At 75.2% G+C, this 20,779-nt stretch carries 16 protein-coding genes and 1 pseudogene; 5 read left to right on the plus strand and 12 right to left on the minus strand.

Going from position 1 to position 20,779, the window contains the following annotated elements; translation table 11 throughout:
• Window positions 1–15: 15 nt before the first annotated feature.
• The 9 genes and pseudogenes from ACH4N1_RS28730 to ACH4N1_RS28770 all read right to left on the minus strand — a co-directional run bounded on the left by ACH4N1_RS28730 (window position 16) and on the right by ACH4N1_RS28770 (window position 8,831).
• On the minus strand, window positions 16–594 hold the full coding sequence (locus ACH4N1_RS28730; RefSeq protein WP_366056415.1) for a phosphatase PAP2 family protein: 579 nt from the start codon (window positions 592–594) through the stop codon (window positions 16–18).
• Complete coding sequence (locus ACH4N1_RS28735; RefSeq protein ID WP_398101549.1) at window positions 587–1,966, minus strand: diacylglycerol/lipid kinase family protein; 1,380 nt, start codon at window positions 1,964–1,966, stop codon at window positions 587–589. Before ACH4N1_RS28735 ends, ACH4N1_RS28730 begins: the two co-directional genes overlap by 8 nt.
• A gap of 155 nt (window positions 1,967–2,121) precedes the next feature.
• Window positions 2,122–2,484 (minus strand): annotated as a pseudogene (locus ACH4N1_RS28740) (hypothetical protein); the annotation flags it as partial.
• 41 nt (window positions 2,485–2,525) lie between these two features.
• A complete protein-coding gene (locus ACH4N1_RS28745) occupies window positions 2,526–4,559 on the minus strand; it encodes a DUF1996 domain-containing protein (RefSeq protein WP_398101608.1) in 2,034 nt (677 codons plus the stop codon).
• Window positions 4,560–4,755: 196 nt separating this feature from the next.
• The gene (locus tag ACH4N1_RS28750; RefSeq protein WP_398101552.1) at window positions 4,756–5,745 is read right to left on the minus strand and encodes a hypothetical protein; all 990 of its coding nucleotides are present in this window, start codon (window positions 5,743–5,745) and stop codon (window positions 4,756–4,758) included.
• A gap of 256 nt (window positions 5,746–6,001) precedes the next feature.
• Complete coding sequence (locus ACH4N1_RS28755; protein WP_398101555.1) at window positions 6,002–6,538, minus strand: isochorismatase family cysteine hydrolase; 537 nt, start codon at window positions 6,536–6,538, stop codon at window positions 6,002–6,004.
• Between the two features lie 290 nt (window positions 6,539–6,828).
• A complete protein-coding gene (ykgO, locus tag ACH4N1_RS28760) occupies window positions 6,829–6,951 on the minus strand; it encodes a type B 50S ribosomal protein L36 (RefSeq protein WP_073498960.1) in 123 nt (40 codons plus the stop codon).
• Between the two features lie 286 nt (window positions 6,952–7,237).
• Complete coding sequence (rpmG, locus tag ACH4N1_RS28765; RefSeq protein ID WP_073498959.1) at window positions 7,238–7,402, minus strand: 50S ribosomal protein L33; 165 nt, start codon at window positions 7,400–7,402, stop codon at window positions 7,238–7,240.
• A gap of 112 nt (window positions 7,403–7,514) precedes the next feature.
• Complete coding sequence (locus tag ACH4N1_RS28770) at window positions 7,515–8,831, minus strand: MFS transporter (protein WP_398101559.1); 1,317 nt, start codon at window positions 8,829–8,831, stop codon at window positions 7,515–7,517.
• Window positions 8,832–8,869: 38 nt separating this feature from the next.
• Here ACH4N1_RS28770 and ACH4N1_RS28775 point away from each other — a divergent pair, with 38 nt between their 5' ends.
• A complete protein-coding gene (locus ACH4N1_RS28775; RefSeq protein WP_398101562.1) occupies window positions 8,870–9,472 on the plus strand; it encodes a CGNR zinc finger domain-containing protein in 603 nt (200 codons plus the stop codon).
• A gap of 120 nt (window positions 9,473–9,592) precedes the next feature.
• A complete protein-coding gene (locus ACH4N1_RS28780; protein ID WP_398101564.1) occupies window positions 9,593–10,267 on the plus strand; it encodes a lipoprotein in 675 nt (224 codons plus the stop codon).
• 66 nt (window positions 10,268–10,333) lie between these two features.
• Here the strand turns inward: ACH4N1_RS28780 and ACH4N1_RS28785 are convergent, their stop codons facing one another.
• Window positions 10,334–11,188, minus strand: a complete 855-nt coding sequence (locus tag ACH4N1_RS28785; RefSeq protein ID WP_398101567.1) for a DUF72 domain-containing protein — start codon at window positions 11,186–11,188, stop codon at window positions 10,334–10,336.
• A gap of 148 nt (window positions 11,189–11,336) precedes the next feature.
• Here ACH4N1_RS28785 and ACH4N1_RS28790 point away from each other — a divergent pair, with 148 nt between their 5' ends.
• From ACH4N1_RS28790 to ACH4N1_RS28800, 3 genes are all read left to right on the plus strand, one after another.
• Window positions 11,337–13,898 carry a SpoIIE family protein phosphatase gene (locus ACH4N1_RS28790; RefSeq protein WP_398101570.1) on the plus strand — a complete coding sequence of 854 codons (2,562 nt, stop codon included), beginning with the start codon at window positions 11,337–11,339 and terminating at the stop codon, window positions 13,896–13,898.
• 224 nt (window positions 13,899–14,122) lie between these two features.
• A complete protein-coding gene (locus tag ACH4N1_RS28795; RefSeq protein ID WP_398101573.1) occupies window positions 14,123–16,816 on the plus strand; it encodes a SpoIIE family protein phosphatase in 2,694 nt (897 codons plus the stop codon).
• 193 nt (window positions 16,817–17,009) lie between these two features.
• Window positions 17,010–18,374, plus strand: a complete 1,365-nt coding sequence (locus ACH4N1_RS28800) for an FAD-dependent oxidoreductase (protein WP_398101576.1) — start codon at window positions 17,010–17,012, stop codon at window positions 18,372–18,374.
• 130 nt (window positions 18,375–18,504) lie between these two features.
• Here ACH4N1_RS28800 and ACH4N1_RS28805 read toward each other — a convergent pair whose 3' ends face one another.
• Window positions 18,505–18,759, minus strand: coding sequence for a hypothetical protein (locus ACH4N1_RS28805; RefSeq protein WP_398101579.1), 255 nt, complete (start codon window positions 18,757–18,759; stop codon window positions 18,505–18,507).
• Window positions 18,760–18,995: 236 nt separating this feature from the next.
• Window positions 18,996–20,657 carry a protein kinase gene (locus tag ACH4N1_RS28810; protein ID WP_398101582.1) on the minus strand — a complete coding sequence of 554 codons (1,662 nt, stop codon included), beginning with the start codon at window positions 20,655–20,657 and terminating at the stop codon, window positions 18,996–18,998.
• Window positions 20,658–20,779 lie beyond the last annotated feature (122 nt).

Consider the following 20,779-nt stretch of genomic DNA (forward strand, 5'->3'; position numbering starts at 1 on the left):
CAGCCGTTCTTGCTGTCAACCGTCCAGCCGGGCCGCCGCGCCCAGCACCACGGCCGCCGCCCCCGTCCCCAGGAGCGCGCCGGCCACGACGTCGCCCGGGTAGTGCACCCCGGTGTGGACGCGCGAGTAGCCCACCGCGCAGGCGAGCAGGCCCAGCGGGACGGCGGCGACCGGGAACGCCTGGCCGACGGCGGCCGCGAAGGCGACGGCCGACGCCGTGTGCCCGGACGGGAACGAGGCGGAGTCCGGCATCGGCACGTGCCGCCCCGGGAACGGCGAGTCGACGGCGCGGTGCGGGCGCGGACGGCGGACGAGTCGCTTGCCGAGCAGGTTGGCGCTCGCCGAGGCGACCCCGATGGCCGCGACGCCCAGGGCGGCGGCGCGCCGGGCCCGGCCGCCGCTCAGGGCGAGCCCACCGGCGATCACGAAGGACAGTTTCGAGTGGTCCGACGCGGCGGACAGCCGGCGCAACGCGGTGTCCAGGGTGGGTGTCCTGGTCACGGTGACGGTCTCGTAGAGGGCCTGGTCGAGGGTGGCGAGGTCGCGCACCAGGTGCGGCGTGCGGCTGCGCGGCTCGGTTCGGCGGTCAGACATCGTGCGTCTCCTGGATCGTGCGGGTGTCGGTGCGGCCGAGTGCGAGGGCGACGATGCGCCGCCAGTCGACGGCGGGCGGCGCGTAGGGGGCGCCCGGACGGTGGCGGGGCACCCGCACCCGGAGCGCGCCGGGCCGCAGCGTGCACACGACCGGGACGGGCAGGTCGAGCGCCTCGCCGTCGACGGCCACCGGGATGTGCCCCCCGGGCGCCTCCACGGTGACCCGGCGGGACGTCACGGACGTGATGCCGCTGGCGCGTTCGCCGAGCAGGACCAGTTCGGCGGCCTGCCCCGGTCCCTCCACGCGGATGCCGATGACGCCGAGCCGGCCGGTGTCCAGGCGGGGGCGGCGGCCCCCGCCGAACGGGTCGGCGCGGGCGTAGGGGTTGTTGCTGACCAGGAGCGCCTGCGGGGCGTGCAGCCGGGTGTGGTCGGTGTGCACGTCGAGGGTCGCGCCGGCCTCACCCGCGAGCAGGTCCGGCAGGTGCTCCAGGAAGGTGGCGGCCTTGGCGTCGCGGTACGCCGGGCTCTGCACGATCTCCGCGTACGCCCCGAACGACACGGTGTTGACGAACGGCCGGCCGTCGATGTCGCCGAGGTCGACGCGGAGCTCCACGCCGTCGGTCAGGGCGTCGAGGCTGCGCACCGGGTCGGTGCGGTCCAGGCCCAGGTCCATGGCGAAGTGGTTGCGGGTGCCGGCGGCGATGACCAGGAAGGGCAGTCCGTGGTCGGCGGCCACGGCCGCCACGAGCGCCTGGGTGCCGTCGCCGCCCGCGACCCCGAGCAGGTCGGCGCCGTCGGCCACGGCCTGCCGGGCCACCTGCGCGGGGTCGGGGTAGTCGTCCGGGCCGAGCACGATCACCCGGGCGCCCAGCGCCTCGGCCCGCTTGACCAGGTCGAACCGCTCGACCTTGCCGCCGCCCGAGCGCACGTTCATCAGCAGCACCGGACGCTTCGGGGGCGGGGTCCTGCGGGTGTGCATGCCGCGCGGGCGGCGCAGGCTGCGCAGCGCGGAGCGGGCCGAGGCGAGGGCCGCCGTCCACAGGGCGAGCGCGCCGACGGCCACGATCCACAGCCCGGACGCGGCGTACAGCACCAGCACGGCCACGGGTGCGGCCACGGCCAGCGATGCCCCCACCAGCCGGGCCCCGCCGCGGTGTGCCAGCATCCACCAGATGCCGGCGCCGGCGAGCGCGAGCCCGGCGAACCCGGTGAGCAGGATCAGCCAGCCGCCGGAGTCGAAGCCCGAGAGGACGACGGCGACGCAGCCGGCGAGCAGGACCAGGGCCAGTCGAGCCCAGCCGCGGGCGCGGCCGATCCCCCCGGAGGGCCGGCCGGTGTCCGTCGTCCTCTTCGCGCTCGTCTCGTTCACCCTGCGCCCGCCATGCTCCGAGGTCCCCCTGTCCCACGTGGCCCGCGCCATCGTGCCGCCGTCCGCTCCGGATGTCCGCACCCGGGCATCGGACCCGCCTCCTGCGTCCATCGTGGGGACGGCGGGGCGGCTCGGCATCCCGGGCGGGCGCCAGGTCAATTGTCCATGCCGCAGCAGCCGCTCGTGCCGGGGGCCCCGGACGCGGTGTCGAGACGGCAGAAGCAGGACGCCTCGACGGGTACGTCCGTCAGCGCGTCCGCGAACTTCAGCTGCTGGGCCACGATCCGCGCCTCGCCGTCCTTGCCCAGCCGGACGAGGCACTCGTGCAGTCCGTGCAGGGACCAGATGTTGTCCGGGTGCTGGGAGGGCCGGGGCAGCGAGTCGTCGAGACCCAGGTCGGCCCGGTAGACCGCCTCCGCCTCGGCGACCCGGCCCTGTTCGAGCAGCAGGGCGCCGTACGCGTGCCGGGTGGGCTGCATCCAGCCCCAGGGCTCGTCGTAGGGGAGGTCGTCGGGGAGCACCCGTTCGTGCCCGTGCGCGGCGGTTGTCCGGCGGAACCTCAGTACGGGCGCTTCGCGGAACGGCGCAGGAGCACGAACCCGCCGATCAGCAGCAGCGCGCCCGCGGCGGCCGGCCACAGGTTGGCGCCGGTCTCGGCCAGACCGCCCTGGGCCTGCGGTGCGGGGACGGGGGGCGGGGTGTCACCCGTGTCCGCCGCGACCGGGCTCTCCTCGGGAGCCGTCGCGGGGGCACCGATCTCGTTCTCGGCGTCGGCCTCCTGGGCGGGGATCTCCGCCGCCGGCGCGGTCGACTTCGCGGTCGGCTTCGTGTCGACGCGGGGTTTCGTGTCGACGCGGGGCTCCGCGGTGCGGGGGGTGTCGACGGAGCCGGCGCCGCCCGCGGCGGGCTCGGTCCCGGGCTCCTGCGTGTTCTGGGCGGGGGGCTGCTGCTGACCTGCGCCCTGGTCCTGGCCGCCCTGGTCCTGGCCGCCCTGGTCGGCGCCACCGGCGTTGTCACCGCCGCCGTTGTCGGCTCCGCCGTTGTCACCACCGGTGTTGTCAGCGCCACCGCCGTTGCCGCCACCGCCATTGCCGCCACCGGCGTTGTCGCCGCCCGTGCCGGCGCCGCAGGTGCGGCCCTCGTTGATGCAGGCGACCATCTCGTTCATCAGGTCCTCGTCGAAGACGTTGATGAAGTCACCGTGGTCCGTGACCGGCTTGTGCAGCTGCTCGGGGAAGGAGTCCACCGCGAACAGCGGGGTCGTACGGCCGCCGTCCTGGAGGCTCGGCGCGTCGACGTCGTAGACGATGCGCTGCACCAGCTGCGGGATGGCCTTGAAGCCCGCCGGGCAGCTTCCGTCCGCCGCCGCGAACGCCACGTGGGTGCGGTGGTTGGCGCTGTCGATGTTGTTGCCGTCCCAGCAGCTCTGGAAGCGGAAGGTGCGCACGACGTCGCTGCCGTCCGGGCAGACCGGGTACTTGTCCTTCAGCTGCCGGTCCTCGAAGCCGGTGCAGCTCCACGAGGCGTTGGCGTTGGCCGTGCCGTTGACGAAGGCCTTGGCGTCGCCGGTGATGATGCGCAGCAGCCGGGGCATGGCCGTGACGGTGGAGCGCGGGTTGCCCACGAAGGTCATGGTGGCCTCCTTGGGCGTGACGATCTCGCCCGCGTTGCCCTCCACGCCGCCGCCGGGGGACTGGGCGTCCTTCTCCTGGGCGCCGTTCTGCAGTCGCAGCACGGGCCAGAAGTAGGACGACCTGTCGCCCTGGTCGACGCAGCTGGTCTCGCCGTTCGCGAGGTCGTCGTCCGAGGCGAAGGCGTCGTTGGCCTGGTTGCCCACGTAGTCGTGGAAGTGGTGGGCGCCGTTGGTGACTCCGGGCGCGACGATCACGTTGTCGGAGTTGAACAGGCCGTTCGCATTGACGCCGCAGCTGGTGGCGAAGGTGCCCTTGGAGGGGCCGGCACCGGGGTCGGCGGCCTGCCGGGAGGGCTGGACGGACGTGATGTCCGCGAAGTCGGCGGCCACGGGGCCGTTGCCCGCCTGCCCGCCGTTGCCTCCGCCGCCCTGCCCGCCGCCGCCTCCGCCGCCGTTGTCCTGCTGCCCGTCGCCGCCCTGCTGCCCTTCTCCCTGGTTCTGGCCGTCTCCCTGGTTCTGACCGTCTCCCTGGTCCTGGCCGTTCCCCTGGTCCTGGCCGTTCCCGCCGTTGCCCCCGGCTTCCTCACCCGCCTTGTCGTCGGCGGTGCGCAGCGTGCAGGCGGCGAGGTCGGCGAGGCCCTCGGGGCGGTCGCCGACGCGGTCGATGGCGATCCCGATGCGGTCGATGGTCGCCGCGCGCTTCTCCTTCAACGGGTTCATCACCGCGTTGTCGGCGAAGCCCGCGTCGTCGCGCACGGCCTGGGCGGAGTCCTGGAGTTGGCGGTAGGCCGCGGCTGTCTGCTGGTCCAGCAGGGCGAGTTCGCGGTCGACCTCCTCGCCCGCGCCGTCCGGCACCGAGGTCAGCCGACTGCCCACGTCCGGGCAGTCGATGGTGACGGAACCGGAGGTCCAGGGCCCTTGGCCGCCCTCGGTGGCGGAGGCGTAGACGTTCGCGGCCATCAGTCCTCCGCCGCCGAGCATCAGCGCGACCGCGGCGAACGTCGCCCGTCGTCCGCCCGTCGGGCGCCTGCGCCTGTTGTGTCCCACGAAGTGCTCCAAAAAAACGTCGTCGGCGGCCAGGACATGAAATCCCCGCGGCCCTATACGCGGCCGGGCCCAGAAGTGTTCAACCGCCCCGGAGATTCATGGGAGTTTCTCAGACATCCACCCCCGTCCGGGCGTCAGCCCTGGACGAGGGCGCCTTCGCGGCGGTCGGGGTGACGCCCTCCCGGGCGGCCGGCTCTCCCGTGGCGGCCGGCTCTCCCGTGGCGGCCGGGCCGACCGTTCCCCGGGCGGGCGGACCGCCCGGGGCCGTCGGCCGGGCCGGCGTGGTCGCGCCCGAGGTGCGAGGCCCTTCGGTGAACCGGGTGGGGAACCAGGCGCGGAACCGGGCGGGGTGCCGTCGGCCGTGGAGCAGACCGAGGACGATCGCGGCGGCCACCGCTATCAGGTGCTCGCGTCCCGCGAGGTTGGGCTTGGCCACCGACTCCCACACCATCGAGCCGCCGGTGAGCGTGAAGACGACGGGGGCCCGCCGCACGACGGAGATGTAGGTGAAAAGGCCCACGACCGCGGCCGACGGGCCCGTGTCGAGCACCTGGCCGGCCTCCGGTGGCAGACCGAACCCCCACCGGTCCGGGCCGGCCGTGATCATCACCCGTGCGGTGAGGGTGCCGGCCAGCGTGGTCGCGTAGGCGACGGCCAGGGTGCGGGCCCGGCCGATGCTGTTCTCCGCCAGCGCGAAGGCGAGGAACAGCTGGGTGATGCCGGCCCAGACCGGCAGGTCGAGCGCGGGGACGTACAGCGAGACCGGGGTGCGCAGGAGGGTCAGCCACAGCGGGAGGTCGCCCTGCACACCGCCGACGGCCCGCACGACGTCCGCCCCGGCGGGCCGCTGGGCGAGCGCGTGGAAGAAGATGACGCCCCCGACGGCCACACCGGCGAGCAGCAGCCCGGCGGGTCCGCGTCGGAGCAGTCGCCGTACCGGGTCGACGACGATGCTGTGCGCCTCGGCGCGCAGCATGCGCAGGACGAACGCGCCCGCGCCGGTGACGCGGGCCGCCGCGCCGGGCCGCTCGCCCGTCGCGTCGCCGCGCACGGCACGGCCCTCACCGGCGCCGTGCCGCCGTTCCTGTGCTGGACGCACGATCCCCAAGGTCTCCCCCACCGCTCGCCGCGCGCGGGGAGCGCGCGGCCGGATCCGGTACCCGGCGCGCGGTGCCGGCTCGGGGGCCGGACCCGCGCGCCGGGTCATACGCCCATGTAGACGCGGAGAAGGCCTTCGGGGATCACTCCGAGGCTGTGATCGGGCGGGGATCACTCCGGGGCTGTGATCAGGCAGGACGCCGGGCCGGACCCGACCGGGCGCCGTCCGCCGGGGTGTTCGTGCCGCCGGGCGTCGGTCAGCTCCACAGTTCCCGGCTGTCGCACAGTCGTGCCCCCATGTTGCGTTCCATCATCCGCAGCGCCGCGTCCGCGAGGTCGGCGTGGATGTGGGCGACCGCGTCCCGCGGGACGGTCACCCGGAGGTGACGGATGTGGGCGTCGAGCGCGGAGTAGAGGACGCACTGCTCGGTGACCTGACCGCACAGGACGAGGTGGTCGATGTCCTGCTGGTCGAGCAGGTAGGCCAGCGGGGTGTCGAAGAAGATCGAGTGCCGGGCCTTGACCACGAAGAGGGAGTCGTCGTCGGGGACCAACGGCTCGACGAGGTCGGCGTGCGGACCGGAGAGGGCCGTGCCGAGGAGTTCGCCGTGGTGGGAGCGCCACTCGCCGAAGTTGTCGTTGACGTAGACGACCGGGACGTCCGCCCCGCGCGCCCGCTCCAGCAGCCCGGCCGCCGCCGGGACCACCTCGCGCGCCGAGGGCAGGAGCAGGTCGGCGTCGGCGTGGTCGTACGTGTTGATCATGTCGATGACGATCAGCGCGGTGTTGCTCATGTCCGCACGGGTTCCCCTCCGGGAGCGAAGACCACGGACTGTCCTCCGACCGGGCGGCCTGGCTCGGCGTCGCCGGTGGGAAGGGGTTCCCGGCCGGATCGGACACGGGGGAAGTCGGCGCCGGCCGGGAACGGCCGGGGTTCCCTGGAGAGCCGGCCGCTCCCCACCGTAGGACGGCCGCGCGGTGTCCGCGCGACGGGTGGGCGGAGCGGGTGACCGGCGGCGGACAGGCCGGTGGCCCGGGTTCCGGCATCGACCGGAACCCGGGCCACCGGGCCGCTGCGGGGCCCTCAGCCCTGGCGGGCCTTGAAGCGGGGCTCCTTCTTGTTGATGACGAAGGTGACCCCCTTCCGGCGCACGACCTGCGCTCCGGGCCTGGACTTCAGGGAGCGCAGGGAGTTGCGCACCTTCATGACTGCCTCCTCCTGTGTGGGACCGTGGTGGCCCTCCGGGGTCGGCCCTCCGGGGTCGACGTCCTGGGGCGGCCGGGCCGACGCCTTGCGGGGAGCGCGCCCCGGTCGACGGGGCGTCGCGGTGACGGCCCGGCCGGCGGGCCTCCGGTTTCGCCGTCCGGCCGGCGGGCCTGCGCCGGTGCGGCCCGGCGCGATCTGCGGCCAGTGCTCCTCGGCCCGGCCCTTCCCGGTCGGCGCTCCTCGGTCGGCGCTCCTCGGTCGGCGCTCCTCGGTCAGCGCTCCTCGGTCAGCGCTCCTCGCGGAACGTGACGTGCCGTCCGGCGACGGAGTCGTACTTGCGCAGGACCAGCCGGTCGGCGTCGTTGCGGCGGTTCTTGCGGGTGACGTAGGTCGCGCCGGTACCGGCCGTGGACCTCAGGGTGACGACGGGGCGCGCCGTGCTGCGTGCCATGGGGGCCTCCTTTCACCGGCATCGCTCTCATTGAGCGGTGCATGCCAGTCGCGCGGTACAACAGCGGCGGTGGCCGGGTCATTCCCGCGCCGGGCGGGGCGCGGCCCACCGGTCAGCGGCGCGGACGGCGTCCCCCGGTGACGCCCGCCGCGACGACCTGGAGCGCCGCCGCCACCAGCAGGGCACCGGGCGGTGACCAGGTGCCCAGCGGACCCGCCGCGGCCGCACCGGCCGCGAAGGCGGTGATCTTCGCGCTGGCGCCGGTGGTGAAGATCTGCGCGCGGAACCGCTCCGGCGCCTCCCGGTGCCGTACGGCGAACAGGGCCGCGAGCTGCGGCCCCTCCCCCGCGCCGGTCACGACGGCCGCGGCGACCAGCGCGGCGGGGTTTCCCCCCGCCGCCGCCAGGACCAGCGCGGCGGCCTGGAGCAGGGCCCCGCCGCACATGACCTTCACGGGGTCCGGCGCGGGCGTCCGGCGCGCGAGGACGGCGTTGGCGGCGAGGGCGGCCGCCGCCGAGCAGGACAGGAGCAGGGCGCCGTGCGCGGCGGCGCCGAGGACCCGTTCGCCGAGAAGCGGCAGGCAGGCGGTCAGGACGCCCTGGCCGGCGCAGGAGACGACCGATCCGAGGGTGACCGCGGCGAGCCGGGGGTTCGCCAGGACCTGGCGCGTCCCGGTCCGCAGTTCGGCGGCGAGGGGGCGGGCGAGCCGCGCCGGGAACCGCGGGGCCCGTACGCGCCACGGGGCGGTGGTGGCCCGGCGCCGTGGAACAGCGACGGCCCCGCACCGTGGAACAGCAGCGTTGGCCCCGCGCCGAGAGACCGCGGCGGCCCCGCGTTCCGGGGCGGGTGCCCGCGCCCCCGGCGGCGGGGCGCCGGTTTCCGCCGTGACCGGGGCCGGCGTCATCGGCGTCGCCGCGCACATCAGGGCCGCCGAGGCCGCCACCGCCACGGGCGCCCCGAACAGGCGGGCGGTGAGGCTCGCGAGAGCGGGGCCCGTCAGGCTCGCGGCGCTGAAGGTCATCGCGTCGAGGGCCGTGACCCGTTCCGGCCCGGTCGCGGTGGGCAGCAGGGCCGTCCAGCCACCGGAGAGGGCGGGGCCGGGCAGTCCGGTCAGGACGGCGACGAGGAGGGTGACGGGGAAGGAGGCCCGGCCGAGACACAGCACGACGGCCGTCAGGCCCAGGGCGTGCAGGGCGAGGGCCGCCGCCAGCAGGCGGCCGGGGCGCTCGGCGCGGTCGAGGCACGCCCCCAGCACGGGGCCGCCGGCCGCGGCGGCGACCGTGACCGCGGCGAGCAGCGCCGACGCCTCTGCCGCCGATCCGGTGCGCGCGAACGCCACGAGCAGCAGGGCCGGACCGGACATCTCGTCGCCCGTGCGGGCGAGCAGGGCGCCGGTCAGATGACGGCGCACGGGGTGACGCTTCCTCATCGGCGAGACGTTACGGAGGTAACTCAAACCTGATCAATATGCGTTACATTGGCGGCGTGCTCCCACCCACCGGCGACTGGTCGACACGGCATTCGGTCCTGGCCACCGCCCGCCGCACCGCCGCCCTCCTGAACGTGCTGGGGACCGACGGGCCACCGCCTCCTCCCGAAGCCGTCGCGGAGGTCCTGCTCGCCCACGGCGAACCGGCCCCCGTCGCCCTCACGCCCGAGGACGTCGCCGGGATGCGGGCGGCCGGGCACCTCCTGCGGGAGGTCTTCGCCGCCGGGGACACCGACGCCGCGGCGGCCGCCCTCAACCGGCTGCTGCGTGAGCACACCGGTCCGCTCCGCCTCAGCTCGCACGCCGGCCGCACCCCCTGGCACCCGCACCTCGACCGGGCGGACGACGGCCCGTGGGACGCGTGGCTGCTCGCCTCCTCGGGCATGTCGCTCGCGGTCCTCCTCTGGGACCGTCAACGCCCGCCCGGCCGCGTCTGCGCGTCCCCGTCCTGCGACCACGTCTTCATCGCCCAGGGCAGCGGCCCCGAACGGCGTTACTGCTCGCGCCGCTGCGCCACGCGCGAGCGGGTGGCCGCCCACCGCCGCTCCCGTTCCGGCGGGACCACGGACCCGCCGGGCTGACCCCGGCGGGCCGTCGCCCGTGACGGCGTCGGCCTGCCCCTCCGGCGTCGTCCCCGCCTCGGTTACAGTGCTCCGCCGGTATCGAACAGGAAACCGGTTTCGAGCGGAGGAGAGACAGCGGTGCGCTTCGGGGTGGGGAACGGATGGCGGGGCCTGACGGCGGCGGCCCTCCTGACGGGACTGGCGGCGGCGGGGTGCGGGGAGTCGGGCGACGCCCCGGACGCGTCCGGTGCGAAGGCGAAGGCGTCGGCCACCGCCGAGGTCGCGGCGCGCGGGGGGAGCATCGGTGCCGCGGGCTCCGCCTGCGAGCTGCCCGTCACGTTCGACATCGCCGAGTTCTGGGAGGCCGAGGCCATCGACGCGGCCTCCCGGCAGGGCGAGACCGGCAACGAGATCACCGACGATCTCGCCGACGCGTTCCTGCACCAGGGCCGGGTCACCATGGCCTGCGAGGTCGACGCCAAGCCGGCCGGCAAGCTCGGCTTCCTCCGGGTGTGGACGGGCAGGCCCGGCGATGCCGACGCCCGCGCCGTGCTGGAGGGCTTCGTGACCGCCGAGGAGGGGGCGAGCGGGGCGGAGTACCGCTCGTTCACGACCGGTTCGCTCTCCGGCACGGAGGTGGAGTACACCACGACGAGCGAGCTGCTGGAGGAGACGAAGAAGGAGCGCGCCCTGGCCGTGAGCACGCCCGACGGCCCGGTCGTCGTCCACCTCGGGGGCATGGACACCGAGGAGCACGAGGCGATGCTGCCGGCGTACGAACTGGCCAAGAAGACGCTCGAGGTGACCGCCTGACGGGACCGGCCCCGCCTCAGACCCCGGCCCCGGCACCGTCCGCCGCGTCCCGCCTCCCACGTCCCGTCAGGTGCTCCGGTCGGCGACCAGTTCCCGCATCCGGGCGGCGGCCCGCACGGCCGCGTCGGCGCAGCAGTTGTTGAACAGCACGTGCACCCGCTCGGCCCGGTCGGCGAGCGCGCGCACCCTGGGCAGCCATGCGCGCAGTTCGTCGTCGGTGTACTCGTGCCGGAAGCGGTCCTCCTTGCTGCCGGTCCCCCAGGCGCGGCTGCGGCCGTGGAAGCGTACGACCGCCAGCCGTTCGCAGGTCACGGGCGTGACCGGCGGGATCGCGGTCGGCAGCGACGGCTCCATGTCGACGGCGACGGCGGAGAAGCCGTACGACCGCAGCAGTTCCCCGGTCGTACGCCGCTCTTCCCCGCGCCACCAGTCGGGGTGCCGGAACTCCACGCAGACCGGCCACCCCGCGGTGCGCTCGCGGCAGGCGGCGAGGACGGCACGCGCGCGTGGGCCGGGCCGCAGCCACGGCGGGAACTGGAACAGGACGGCACCCAGCCGCCCCGCCTCGCGCAGCGGCAGGATGCCGTCCGAGAAGCGCCGCCACACCTCGTCGAGCGCCTTCGGCGAGCGGACGTCGTCGGGCAGCCCCGGCGGCAGCACCGCGGACCGGGTGGGGTGGCCGGTCAGCAGGGAGAAGGCCTTCACGTCGAACACGAACCCGTCCGGTGTGCGCTGCGCCCACAGCAGACTGGTGCGTTCCGAGGGCAGGGCGTAGTACGGGGAGTCGGCCTCGACCACGGGGAAGTGTTCGGCATAGTGCCGCAACCGGCCCTCCGCGTCCCGCCGTCCGGACGGGTACCAGCCGCTGGCCAGGAGCGCCCGGTCCGTCCACGAACAGGAGCCGATCAGTATCTCGCCCATGAGGGCCGGTTACCCCGGACGGACGGGGTCAGCCACCGGTCCCTCGACGGGAGCCGCGTCCCGGTGCCCCGCGCGGATGCACACCCGCCCCCGCGAGGCGCATTCTTGCTGTGTCGCCCTCCGGGCGGCGCACGGACGAGGTGGGTCGATGACTGGGAGCGCCGGGGACCGGCGGGAGCCGCCCGCTCCGCCAGCCGCGCTGCTGGCCGGGGCCGTGGCGGACGGGCTGCGGACCGGGGGCGGCCGGGCCGGGGGCCTGTACCTGTGTTCCGGCACGCCCGGACTCCTGCGGCTCGCCGTCCTCTCCGGTCTGCCGGGACCTCTGTTCCGCCCGTGGGACCGGGTGAGCGTGGACCGCCCGTTCCCGGTGGCCGACGCCTACCGGCTGGGCGTCCCGGTGGTCCTCGCCAACGCCACGGAGGCCATGCGCCGTTATCCGCAGTTCGCGGCCGGGCTGCCGTTCCAGTTCGGGACGCTCAACGTGCCCGTCCGCGCGGCGGGCCGGACCTTCGGGGTGATGACCGTGCTGCGGCCGGCCGCCGACGACGCCGCGGCGGTACTGGCCGAGAGCGACCGCCTGCAGCGCGTCGCCGAGTACCTGGGCGTCGCCCTGCTGCGGAGGGAGGCGGCGGGCGACGGCGTCACCTGGGACGCCGAGCCGCTGTGCGTGCGCCCGCCCGCCCTGGACCGGCCGCCCGGCCGCTTCGGCCACCTGACCTGGGACCCGGCGACGGACGCCGTCACCGCCGACGGTCCCGCCCGCGCCCTGCTGGGCCTGCCCCCGGACCCGGAACCGGGCACGCCGGCCGCCCTGACCCGGTTCGTCGACCCGGCCGACGCCCAGCGGCTGCCCGCCCTGCTGCGGGAGACCGCCCACGGCCGGCCCCAGCACCGGCCCGTGCAGGTCCGCCTCGCCGACGGCGGCCTGCGCCTGCTGGAGCTGTGGCCCTCCGACACGGTGGCAGCCGCCTCCGGCCCGCGTCCCGTCGCCGGGGTCCTCCTCGACCCGGGTCCGGGCGCCCTGGCCGACGGCGCCGCCGACCTGCTGCCCCAGGGGGTCTTCTGCCTCGACCGGCTCGGGCTGGTCGTCTACGCCAACCCCCGCGCCGCGCACCTCCTGGGCGTCCCCCGGGACCGGCTGCTCGGCCGGTCCCTCTGGGACACCGTGCCGTGGCTGAACCAGCCCGCGTGCGAGGAACACCTGCGCGGCGCCCTGCTGTGCCCGGAGCCGGTGCACTTCCACGTCCGCCGGCCCGACTCCGGGGAGCCCCGGCCGTACGACGCCGGCAGCCGGGACGGCCGGCCGGGGCACGACCCGCCCGCGGCCCCGCGGCCGTACGAGGGCGACTGGCTGAGTCTGGCGGTGTACCCCGGCCCCGACACCCTCACCTGCACCGCCGTCCCGGCGAGCCGGGTGCCGCACGCCCCGACGGCCGCCGAACCCCCCGCCGACGTGGAGGCCGACACCCCCGCGCCCGACCTCGCCGCCTCGACCGCCCCGCCGTACCGGCCCGTCGCGCTGGCCATCGCGCTGACGGAGGCGGTGACCGCCCGTCAGGTGTCGGCGGTGGTCATGCAGGAGCTGCTGCCCGCGTTCGGCGGCCGCCGGATCGCCATCTACCTGCTGCACGAGAGACATCTGTACCTGGCGTGGGAGAGCGGTTTCCCCGAGGGTTTCCTGTCGCCGTTCGAGGGCGTCGGGCTGGACGCCCGGCTGCCGGGCGTGGAGACGCTCACCACCGGCCGCCCCCTCTTCTTCGACTCGATGGAGCAGATCGCCGAGGCCTACCCCGGCATCGCGATGGACGCGGCGGAGGGCGCCCGTGCCTTCCTCCCCCTGATCGCCTCCGGCCGCGCGGTCGGCTCGTGCATCCTCGGCTTCGACCGCCCGCGCAGTTTCAGCTCCGAGGAGCGCACGGTCCTGACCGCACTCGCCGGACTGATCGCCCACGCGATGGAGAAGGCCCAGCGCTACGACACCGAGGCGGCCCTGGCCCGCGGGCTCCAGCAGGCCCTGCTGCCCCGGCGGCTGTCGCAGCACGCGGGCGTGGAGACCGCCGGACGCTATCTGGCGGGCACCGAGGGCATGGAGGTGGGCGGCGACTGGTACGACGTCGTGGAGGCCGGGGACGGTCTGGCCCTGGTCATCGGAGACGTCCAGGGGCACGGGGTGCAGGCTGCCGCGACCATGGGGCAACTGCGCAGCGCGGTGCGGGCCTTCGCGCTGAGCGACCGGCCGCCCGAAGAGGTCATGAGCGGCACGAACCGGCTGCTGATCGACCTCGACCCCGGTCAGTTCGCCAGTTGCTGCTACGTCCGTCTGGACCCGGCCACCGGTCTGGCCCGGGTGGCCAACGCCGGGCACCTTCCGCCGCTGCTGCGTCACCCGGACGGACGTACGCACGTCGCGGACCTGCCGGAGGGGATGGTGCTCGGCGTCGACGCGCGCGCCCACTACGCGGTGGCGGAGCTGCGTCTGGAGCCGGGCGCCGTGCTGGCGCTGTACACGGACGGGCTGGTCGAGCGGCCGGGGCACGACATCGACGACGGCATCGATGCCCTGCGGGCGGCGCTGGCCGAAGCGGGCGCCCTGCGGGGGCGTTCCCTCGCGGACATGGCCGACCGGCTCACCGCGACCGCCCGCCAGGCGTCCGACCGGCCCGACGACATAGCCCTGCTGCTCGCCGCCCGCCGCGACCCGCCGCCGTAGCGATGCCCGGGCCGCGGACGCCGCGGCGCCGCCGGGATCGACCGGGCCGCCGGCGTCACCGGAAGGCACCGGGGGCACCGGGGGCGAACCGCCTCGCGGCGGCCGGCAGGGCCGTCGGGACCGGCTCGCGGCGCATGTGCCGTCGGCGTCGCAAGGGTTGCCGGGGTCCGTCACATCGCGTAACGCCTCTCGCCTGACGGAGCCGGGCAGTGTAGACATGGCACATGGTCCGACTCCTGGGGCGATCGGGTGCCCGGCCGGCCCGTCGTCCCCGGGCCCCGCTGGTGCGGCGCACGCCCGAGAGCTCGCTCGGGGGGCGCAGTCTCGCCGCGCAGGTGTTCGTCCTGCAGGTGGTCGTCGTCCTGTTGCTGGTCGTCGCCGCGGTCGTCGCCCTGGTGCTCCAGGCGCGGCGCGACACCACCGAGGAGGCCCGCAACCGCTCGCTCGCCGTCGCCCAGACCTTCGCCAACTCGCCCGGCATCCTGGCGGCGCTGCGCAGCCCCCACCCGACGGCCGTGCTCCAGCCGCGGGCGGAGGCCGCGCGGGAGGCGTCGGAGGTCGACTTCATCGTCGTCATGAGCCCGGACGGCATCCGCTACACCCACCCCAAACCGGACCGCATCGGCAAGAAGTTCGTCGGCACGCTGGCCCCGGCGCAGGCCGGCGGGACGGTGGTCGAGGAGGTCGACGGGACGATCGGGCGGCTGGTGCAGGCCGTGGTGCCGGTGAAGACGGCCGACGGCCGGGTCGCGGGGCTGGTGTCGGCCGGCATCACCACCGCCCGCGTCGGCGGGAACGCCAACCGTCAGCTGCCGCTGGTGCTGTCGACGGCCGCGGTGGCGCTCGCCCTGGCCACCGGGGGCACGGCCCTGGTCAGCCGCCGCCTGCTGCGGCAGACGCACGGTCTGGGCCCGCGCGAGATGACCCGCATGTACGAGCACCACGACGCGGTCCTGCACGCCGTACGCGAAGGGGTGATCATCGTCGACGGCGAGGGCGACCTGCTCCTCGCCAACGACGAGGCGCACCGGCTGCTGGATCTGCCGCCGGACGCCGAACTGCGCAAGGTGTTCGACCTGGGCCTGGACGCCGACACCGCCGAGCTGCTCGCCTCCGGCCGGATGGCGACCGACGAGGTGCACCTGGTCGGGGAGCGGCTGCTGGCGATCAACCAGCGGCCCACCGACCTCGCGGGCGGCCCGGCCGGCAGCGTCGCCACGCTGCGCGACTCGACGGAGCTGCGCGCCCTGTCCGGACGGGCGGAGGCGGCGCGCGAGCGCCTGGACATGCTGTACGCGGCCGGGGTGGGCATCGGGACGGGCCTGGACGTGACGCGGACCGCGGAGGAGCTGGCGGAGCTTGCCGTGCCCCGGTTCGCGGACTTCGCGTGCGTCGACCTCTTCGACGCCGTGCTGGAGGGCGAGGAACCGGAGCCGCGGGGCGCCCTGCGGCGCACGGCGATGAGCGCGACCCGCGCGGGCGCGCCGCTGTACCCGGTGGGCGGGCGGATCCGGTTCGTGGCATCGTCCCCCCAGGCCCGCAGCCTGGCGGAGGGCCGGCCCGTGCTGGAGGCCCGGCTCGCCGAGTCGCCGGGCTGGCGGGCGCAGGACCTGGAACGGACCGAGCAGGTGGTGGGGTTCGGCATCCATTCGCTGATCACCGTGCCCGTGCGGGCGGGGGCCCTGGTGCTGGGCGTGGTCAGCTTCTGGCGTTCGGAGCGGCCGCAGCCCTTCGACCGGGAGGAGGTCGCCCTCGCGGAGGAGCTGGTGGCGCGGGCCGCGGTCTCCATCGACAACGCGCGCCGCTTCACCCGCGAGCACAGCATGGCCGTCACCCTCCAGCGCAGTCTGCTGCCGCGCACGCTGCCCGAGCAGGGCGCCCTGGACATCGCCTACCGCTACCTGCCCGCGCAGGCGGGTGTCGGCGGCGACTGGTTCGACGTGCTGCCGCTGTCGGGGGCCCGCGTCGCGCTGGTCGTCGGGGACGTCGTCGGGCACGGGCTGCACGCGGCGGCCACCATGGGGCGGCTGCGCACCGCCGTGCACAACTTCTCCGCCCTGGACCTGGCGCCGGAGGAGCTTCTCTCGCTGCTCGACGAACTGGTCGCGCGCATCGACCAGGACGAGACCGCCGACGGCACCACCGCGCCCGTGGCGGGGGCGACCTGCCTGTACGCGATCTACGACCCGGTGTCCCGGTGCTGCGCCGTCGCCCGTGCCGGCCATCCGCCGCCCGCGCTGGTCCACCCCGACGGGCGGGTGGAGTTCCTCGACGTCCCGGCGGGTCCGCCGCTGGGGCTCGGCGGGCTGCCCTTCGAGACGGCCGAGGTGGAGCTGGCGGAGGGCAGCCGGCTGGTGCTGTACACCGACGGGCTGGTGGAGGACCGCAAGCAGGACATCGACACCGGCCTGGAGCGGCTGCGCGTGGCGCTCGGGGACGGCGACGGCTCGCCCGAGGGCACCTGCCGGGTCGTCCTGGAGTCGCTGCTGCCGGCCCGCCCGAACGACGACATCGCGCTGATCGTGGCCCGTACCCGGGCGCTCGGCGCGGACCGGGTCGCCGAGTGGGCGGTGCCGGTGGACCCGGCGGCCGTCGGCGAGGTGCGGGCGGCGGTGGCCCGGCAGCTGGCGCGCTGGGAGCTGGAGGAGCTGTCGTTCACGACGGAGCTGATCCTCAGCGAGCTGGTCACCAACGCGATCCGGTACGGCAGCCCGCCCGTCCGGGTGCGTCTGCTGCGCGACCGCACGCTGATCTGCGAGGTCTCCGACAGCAGCAACACCTCGCCGCACCTGAGGTACGCGGCCATGACGGACGAGGGCGGGCGCGGGCTGTTCCTGGTCGCCCAGCTCACGGACCGCTGGGGGACCCGCTACACGCCGACGGGGAAGGTGATCTGGGCGGAGCAGCCGCTGCCCTGAGCCGGCCGGCGGGGACGGGCCGGGGGCGTTCGGCGGGGGCTCCGCGGGGGTTCTGCGGGGTCGTCCGGGACGCCGTCCCCACCCCATAAATGAAGCTTATGGGCTCATAGACCGGACCCGCGTACCGGGTTAGGTTTGCCTCAGTTTAGGCTTCCCCCGAGTCGATCTGTCACCGCTCGAAGGGAACCTGATCATGCCCCGCCCCCTGCGGGTAGCCATCGTCGGAGCCGGCCCCGCCGGGATCTACGCCGCCGACGCGCTGCTCAAGTCGGATGTGGCCACCGACCCCGGTGTCTCCATCGACCTCTTCGAGCGCATGCCGGCCCCGTTCGGTCTGATCCGGTACGGCGTGGCCCCCGACCACCCCCGGATCAAGGGCATCATCACCGCCCTGCACCAGGTCCTCGACAAGCCGCAGATACGTCTCTTCGGCAACGTCGACTACCCGGCCGACCTGAACCTGGACGACCTGCGCGCCTTCTACGACGCCGTGATCTTCTCGACCGGCGCCATGGCCGACCGCGAGATGTCGATCCCGGGCATCGGTCTCGACGGCTCCTACGGCGCCGCCGACTTCGTGTCCTGGTACGACGGTCACCCGGACGTGCCGCGCACCTGGCCGCTGGAGGCGGAGAAGGTCGCCGTCCTCGGCGTCGGCAACGTCGCCCTGGACGTGGCCCGCATCCTCGCCAAGACGGCCGACGAGCTGCTGCCCACCGAGATCCCCCCGAACGTCCACGAGGGCCTGAAGGCCAACAAGGCGCTGGAGATCCACGTCTTCGGCCGCCGCGGCCCGGCGCAGGCGAAGTTCTCCCCGATGGAGCTGCGGGAGCTGGACCACTCCCCCACCATCGAGGTCGTCGTGGACCCCGAGGACATCGACTACGACGAGGGCTCGATCGCCACCCGGCGCGGCAACAAGCAGGCCGACATGGTCGCCAAGACGCTGGAGAACTGGGCGATCCGCGACACCGGGGACCGCCCGCACAAGCTGTTCCTGCACTTCTTCGAGTCGCCCGCGGAGATCCTCGGCGAGGACGGCAGGGTCGTGGGTCTGCGCACCGAGCGCACCGCCCTCGACGGCACCGGCAACGTCAAGGGCACCGGCGAGTTCAAGGACTGGGACGTCACGGCGGTCTACCGCGCCGTCGGCTACCTCTCGGAGAAGCTGCCGAAGCTGCCCTGGGACATCGACTCGGGCACGGTCCCGGACGAGGGCGGCCGGGTCATCGAGGAGAGCGGCGCGCACCTGCAGTCGACGTACGTCACCGGCTGGATCAGGCGCGGCCCGGTCGGTCTGATCGGCCACACCAAGGGCGACGCCAACGAGACGGTGTCGAACCTGCTGGACGACTTCACCCACGGCCGTCTGCACACGCCGTCCTCCCCCGCTCCCGAGGCGGTGGACGCGTTCCTCGCCGAGCGGGGCGTGCGCTGGACCACCTGGGAGGGCTGGTACAAGCTGGACGCGGCGGAGAAGGCGCTGGGCGAGCCGCAGGGCCGCGAGCGCGTCAAGATCGTCGAGCGTGAGGACATGCTCCGCGAGAGCGGCGCCTGACCGGCCGCGGAAGCGGTGCGCGAGCGCTGGTGAGAAGGGCCCGGGACTGGCGTCCGCGGGCCCTTTCCGCCGTCGGGGCGGGCCCGCGGGGCCAGGGGGAGCCCGGCCCCCGGCGGGCCGCCCCGTGCGCTCAGTCCTCCCTCGTCCGCCGGGTGGCGGTGGCCCCCGGGAGCATCCCGTTGTCCACCGCGTGGTCGACCGCTTCGTGCACCTCCCGGTACACGAGGTCGGGGTTCTCCGCGGGCCCCTCCGGCAGGCCCGCCTCCTGTCGGTCCAGGGTGGTGCGCCGCGCGAGTTCCTCCTCGTCGGGCCGCCGGGGCAGCCCTCCGCCGTGGCCGGAGTACGGATCGCCCTCGACGGCGCGGTTGGATTTGTGATGCGTCATACCGTCTCGCCCTCCTTCTCCTCCGCCTCCTCCGCCGCGTCCGCGCGGCCGCTGCGCACGGTGCGCCGGGGGGAGCCGTCCCGCACATCGGCGACGCGCGGGTCGCCGGACGGCCCACCACCCGGCGACGGCGTCGGCAGGAGCAGCTCCCGCTGCGGCGACGGGTCCCTTCAACCGAAGCGCGGCGCCGGATGCGCCGCAAGTGGAGGCGGTCGCGGACCGGCGCCGCGGACGCCCTAGCCGTCGTCCCGCGGGTGGGTCTCGACGACCCGGCCGCGGAGGTCGGCCTTCAGGTAGGCGCTGCCGTACTCGTCGGAGAGGTAGACGCTCAGGTTCGGGTCGCTGTCGAAGAGGGTGGAGGCCGGGTTGACGATCAGGTAGCGGCTGGTGGGGTCGGAGACGCCGAGGATGCGGTCGGCCCTGGTGAGCAGCGCGGGCACGGCGTCCCAGGAGACGTCGTCGAGGTCGAGGGGGACCGAGCCGTCGGTGGTGGTGCCGCCGGGGCCGAACTTCACCGCCACGTCCGCGCCCCGGTACATGTAGCGGTCGTACAGCTTGGGGCGGCCCGGCACGGGGGCGGTGGCGATGGCGTACTCCTCGTACACGACCAGACTGGTGACCTTCGAGCCGCCCGTCGCCTCCGTCAGCTTCGCCACCACCTTGCGCAGGCCGTCGGCGCCGAGGAGGTCGGTGCGGTCACCGGTGCCGTCCACGGGCGCGGCGCCCGGGGACGTGGTCGTCGACCCGGTGGTCCGGACCGCGGTGCCGCCCGGCGCGGCCGGGTCGTCGGTGCCGCCGCCCGCGTCCGGGAGCAGCGCCCACACGAGCACACCGGTGAGCACCGTGCTCACGGCGGCCGCGGCGATCGCCGCCCCGCGGGCGCGGCGCGGCCGGTGCGGTCCGGTGGCCGCGGTGCCGTGGGGGGCGGCGGTGCCGTGGGGAGCGGCGGTGACCTGGTCCGGGACGGGTCCCGTCGCCGGGTTCGCCGGAGCGGGGGGCGCGAGCGGATAGGAGGTCGGCGAGGGGCCGGGCGCGTCCACCGGCGGCCGGGGAGCCGGTCCGTCGGTGACGGCGGCCAGCATCCGGTCGACCTGCTCCGCGTCGGGACGGCCCTGCGGCTCCCGGACGAGCAGGGCGGTGAGGGCGGCGGCCAGCGGCCCGGCCCGCCGGGGTGCGGGCACGTCCTCGCCGAGTACGGCGGCCAGCGTGGCGAGCGTGCTGCCGCGGCGCAGCGGGTGGTGGCCCTCGACGGCGACGTACAGCAGCATCGCCAGGGACCACAGGTCGGCGGCGGGGCCGCCCTCCTTGCCGCTGACGCGCTCGGGGGCCATGAAGTCGGGTGAGCCGATGACGGCCCCGGTGGCGGTGAGGCCGACGGACTCGCGGACGGCGGCGATGCCGAAGTCGGTGAGCACGGGCCGGCCGTCGGGGCGCAGCAGGACGTTGGCCGGTTTCACGTCGCGGTGCTCGATGCCGACGGCGTGCGCGGCGCGCAGCGCGGACAGCACCTCGCGGCCCAGGCGCGCGGCCTCGACGGGCGTCAGCGTGCCGCGTTCCAGGCGGTCCTGGAGCGAGCCGCCCTCCACCAGCTCCATCACGATCCACGGGTAGGTGTCGTCCCCGCCGTCGACGATGTGGTGGATGGTGACGACGTTGGGGTGGTGGACGCGGGCCAGCGCACGGGCCTCCCGCAGGACGCGCTCGCGCAGCGTGCGGGCGCCCTCCGGGTCGTACTCGGCCAGGTCCGGATCGGGGGGCCGCACCTCCTTCACGGCGACGTCGCGGTGCAGCGCGAGGTCGTGCGCCCGCCACACCCAGCCCATTCCCCCGCCGCCGAGCCGTTCGACCAGTTCGAACCGGCCGTCCACGACCCGTCTGTCGGATCCCCCTGTGCTCATGGAAGGGCAGCTTAGACCGTGTCCTATGTGGTGAGGTGTCGTTGAGCTCGGTATGGGGCGGGGTACGTGGAGCTGGATTGTTCCGGACGGGCTGTGGGAGATCGCGAAGCCGCTGATCCCGC

The organism is Streptomyces sp. NPDC017202 (assembly GCF_044331705.1).
Lineage (GTDB): Bacteria > Actinomycetota > Actinomycetes > Streptomycetales > Streptomycetaceae > Streptomyces.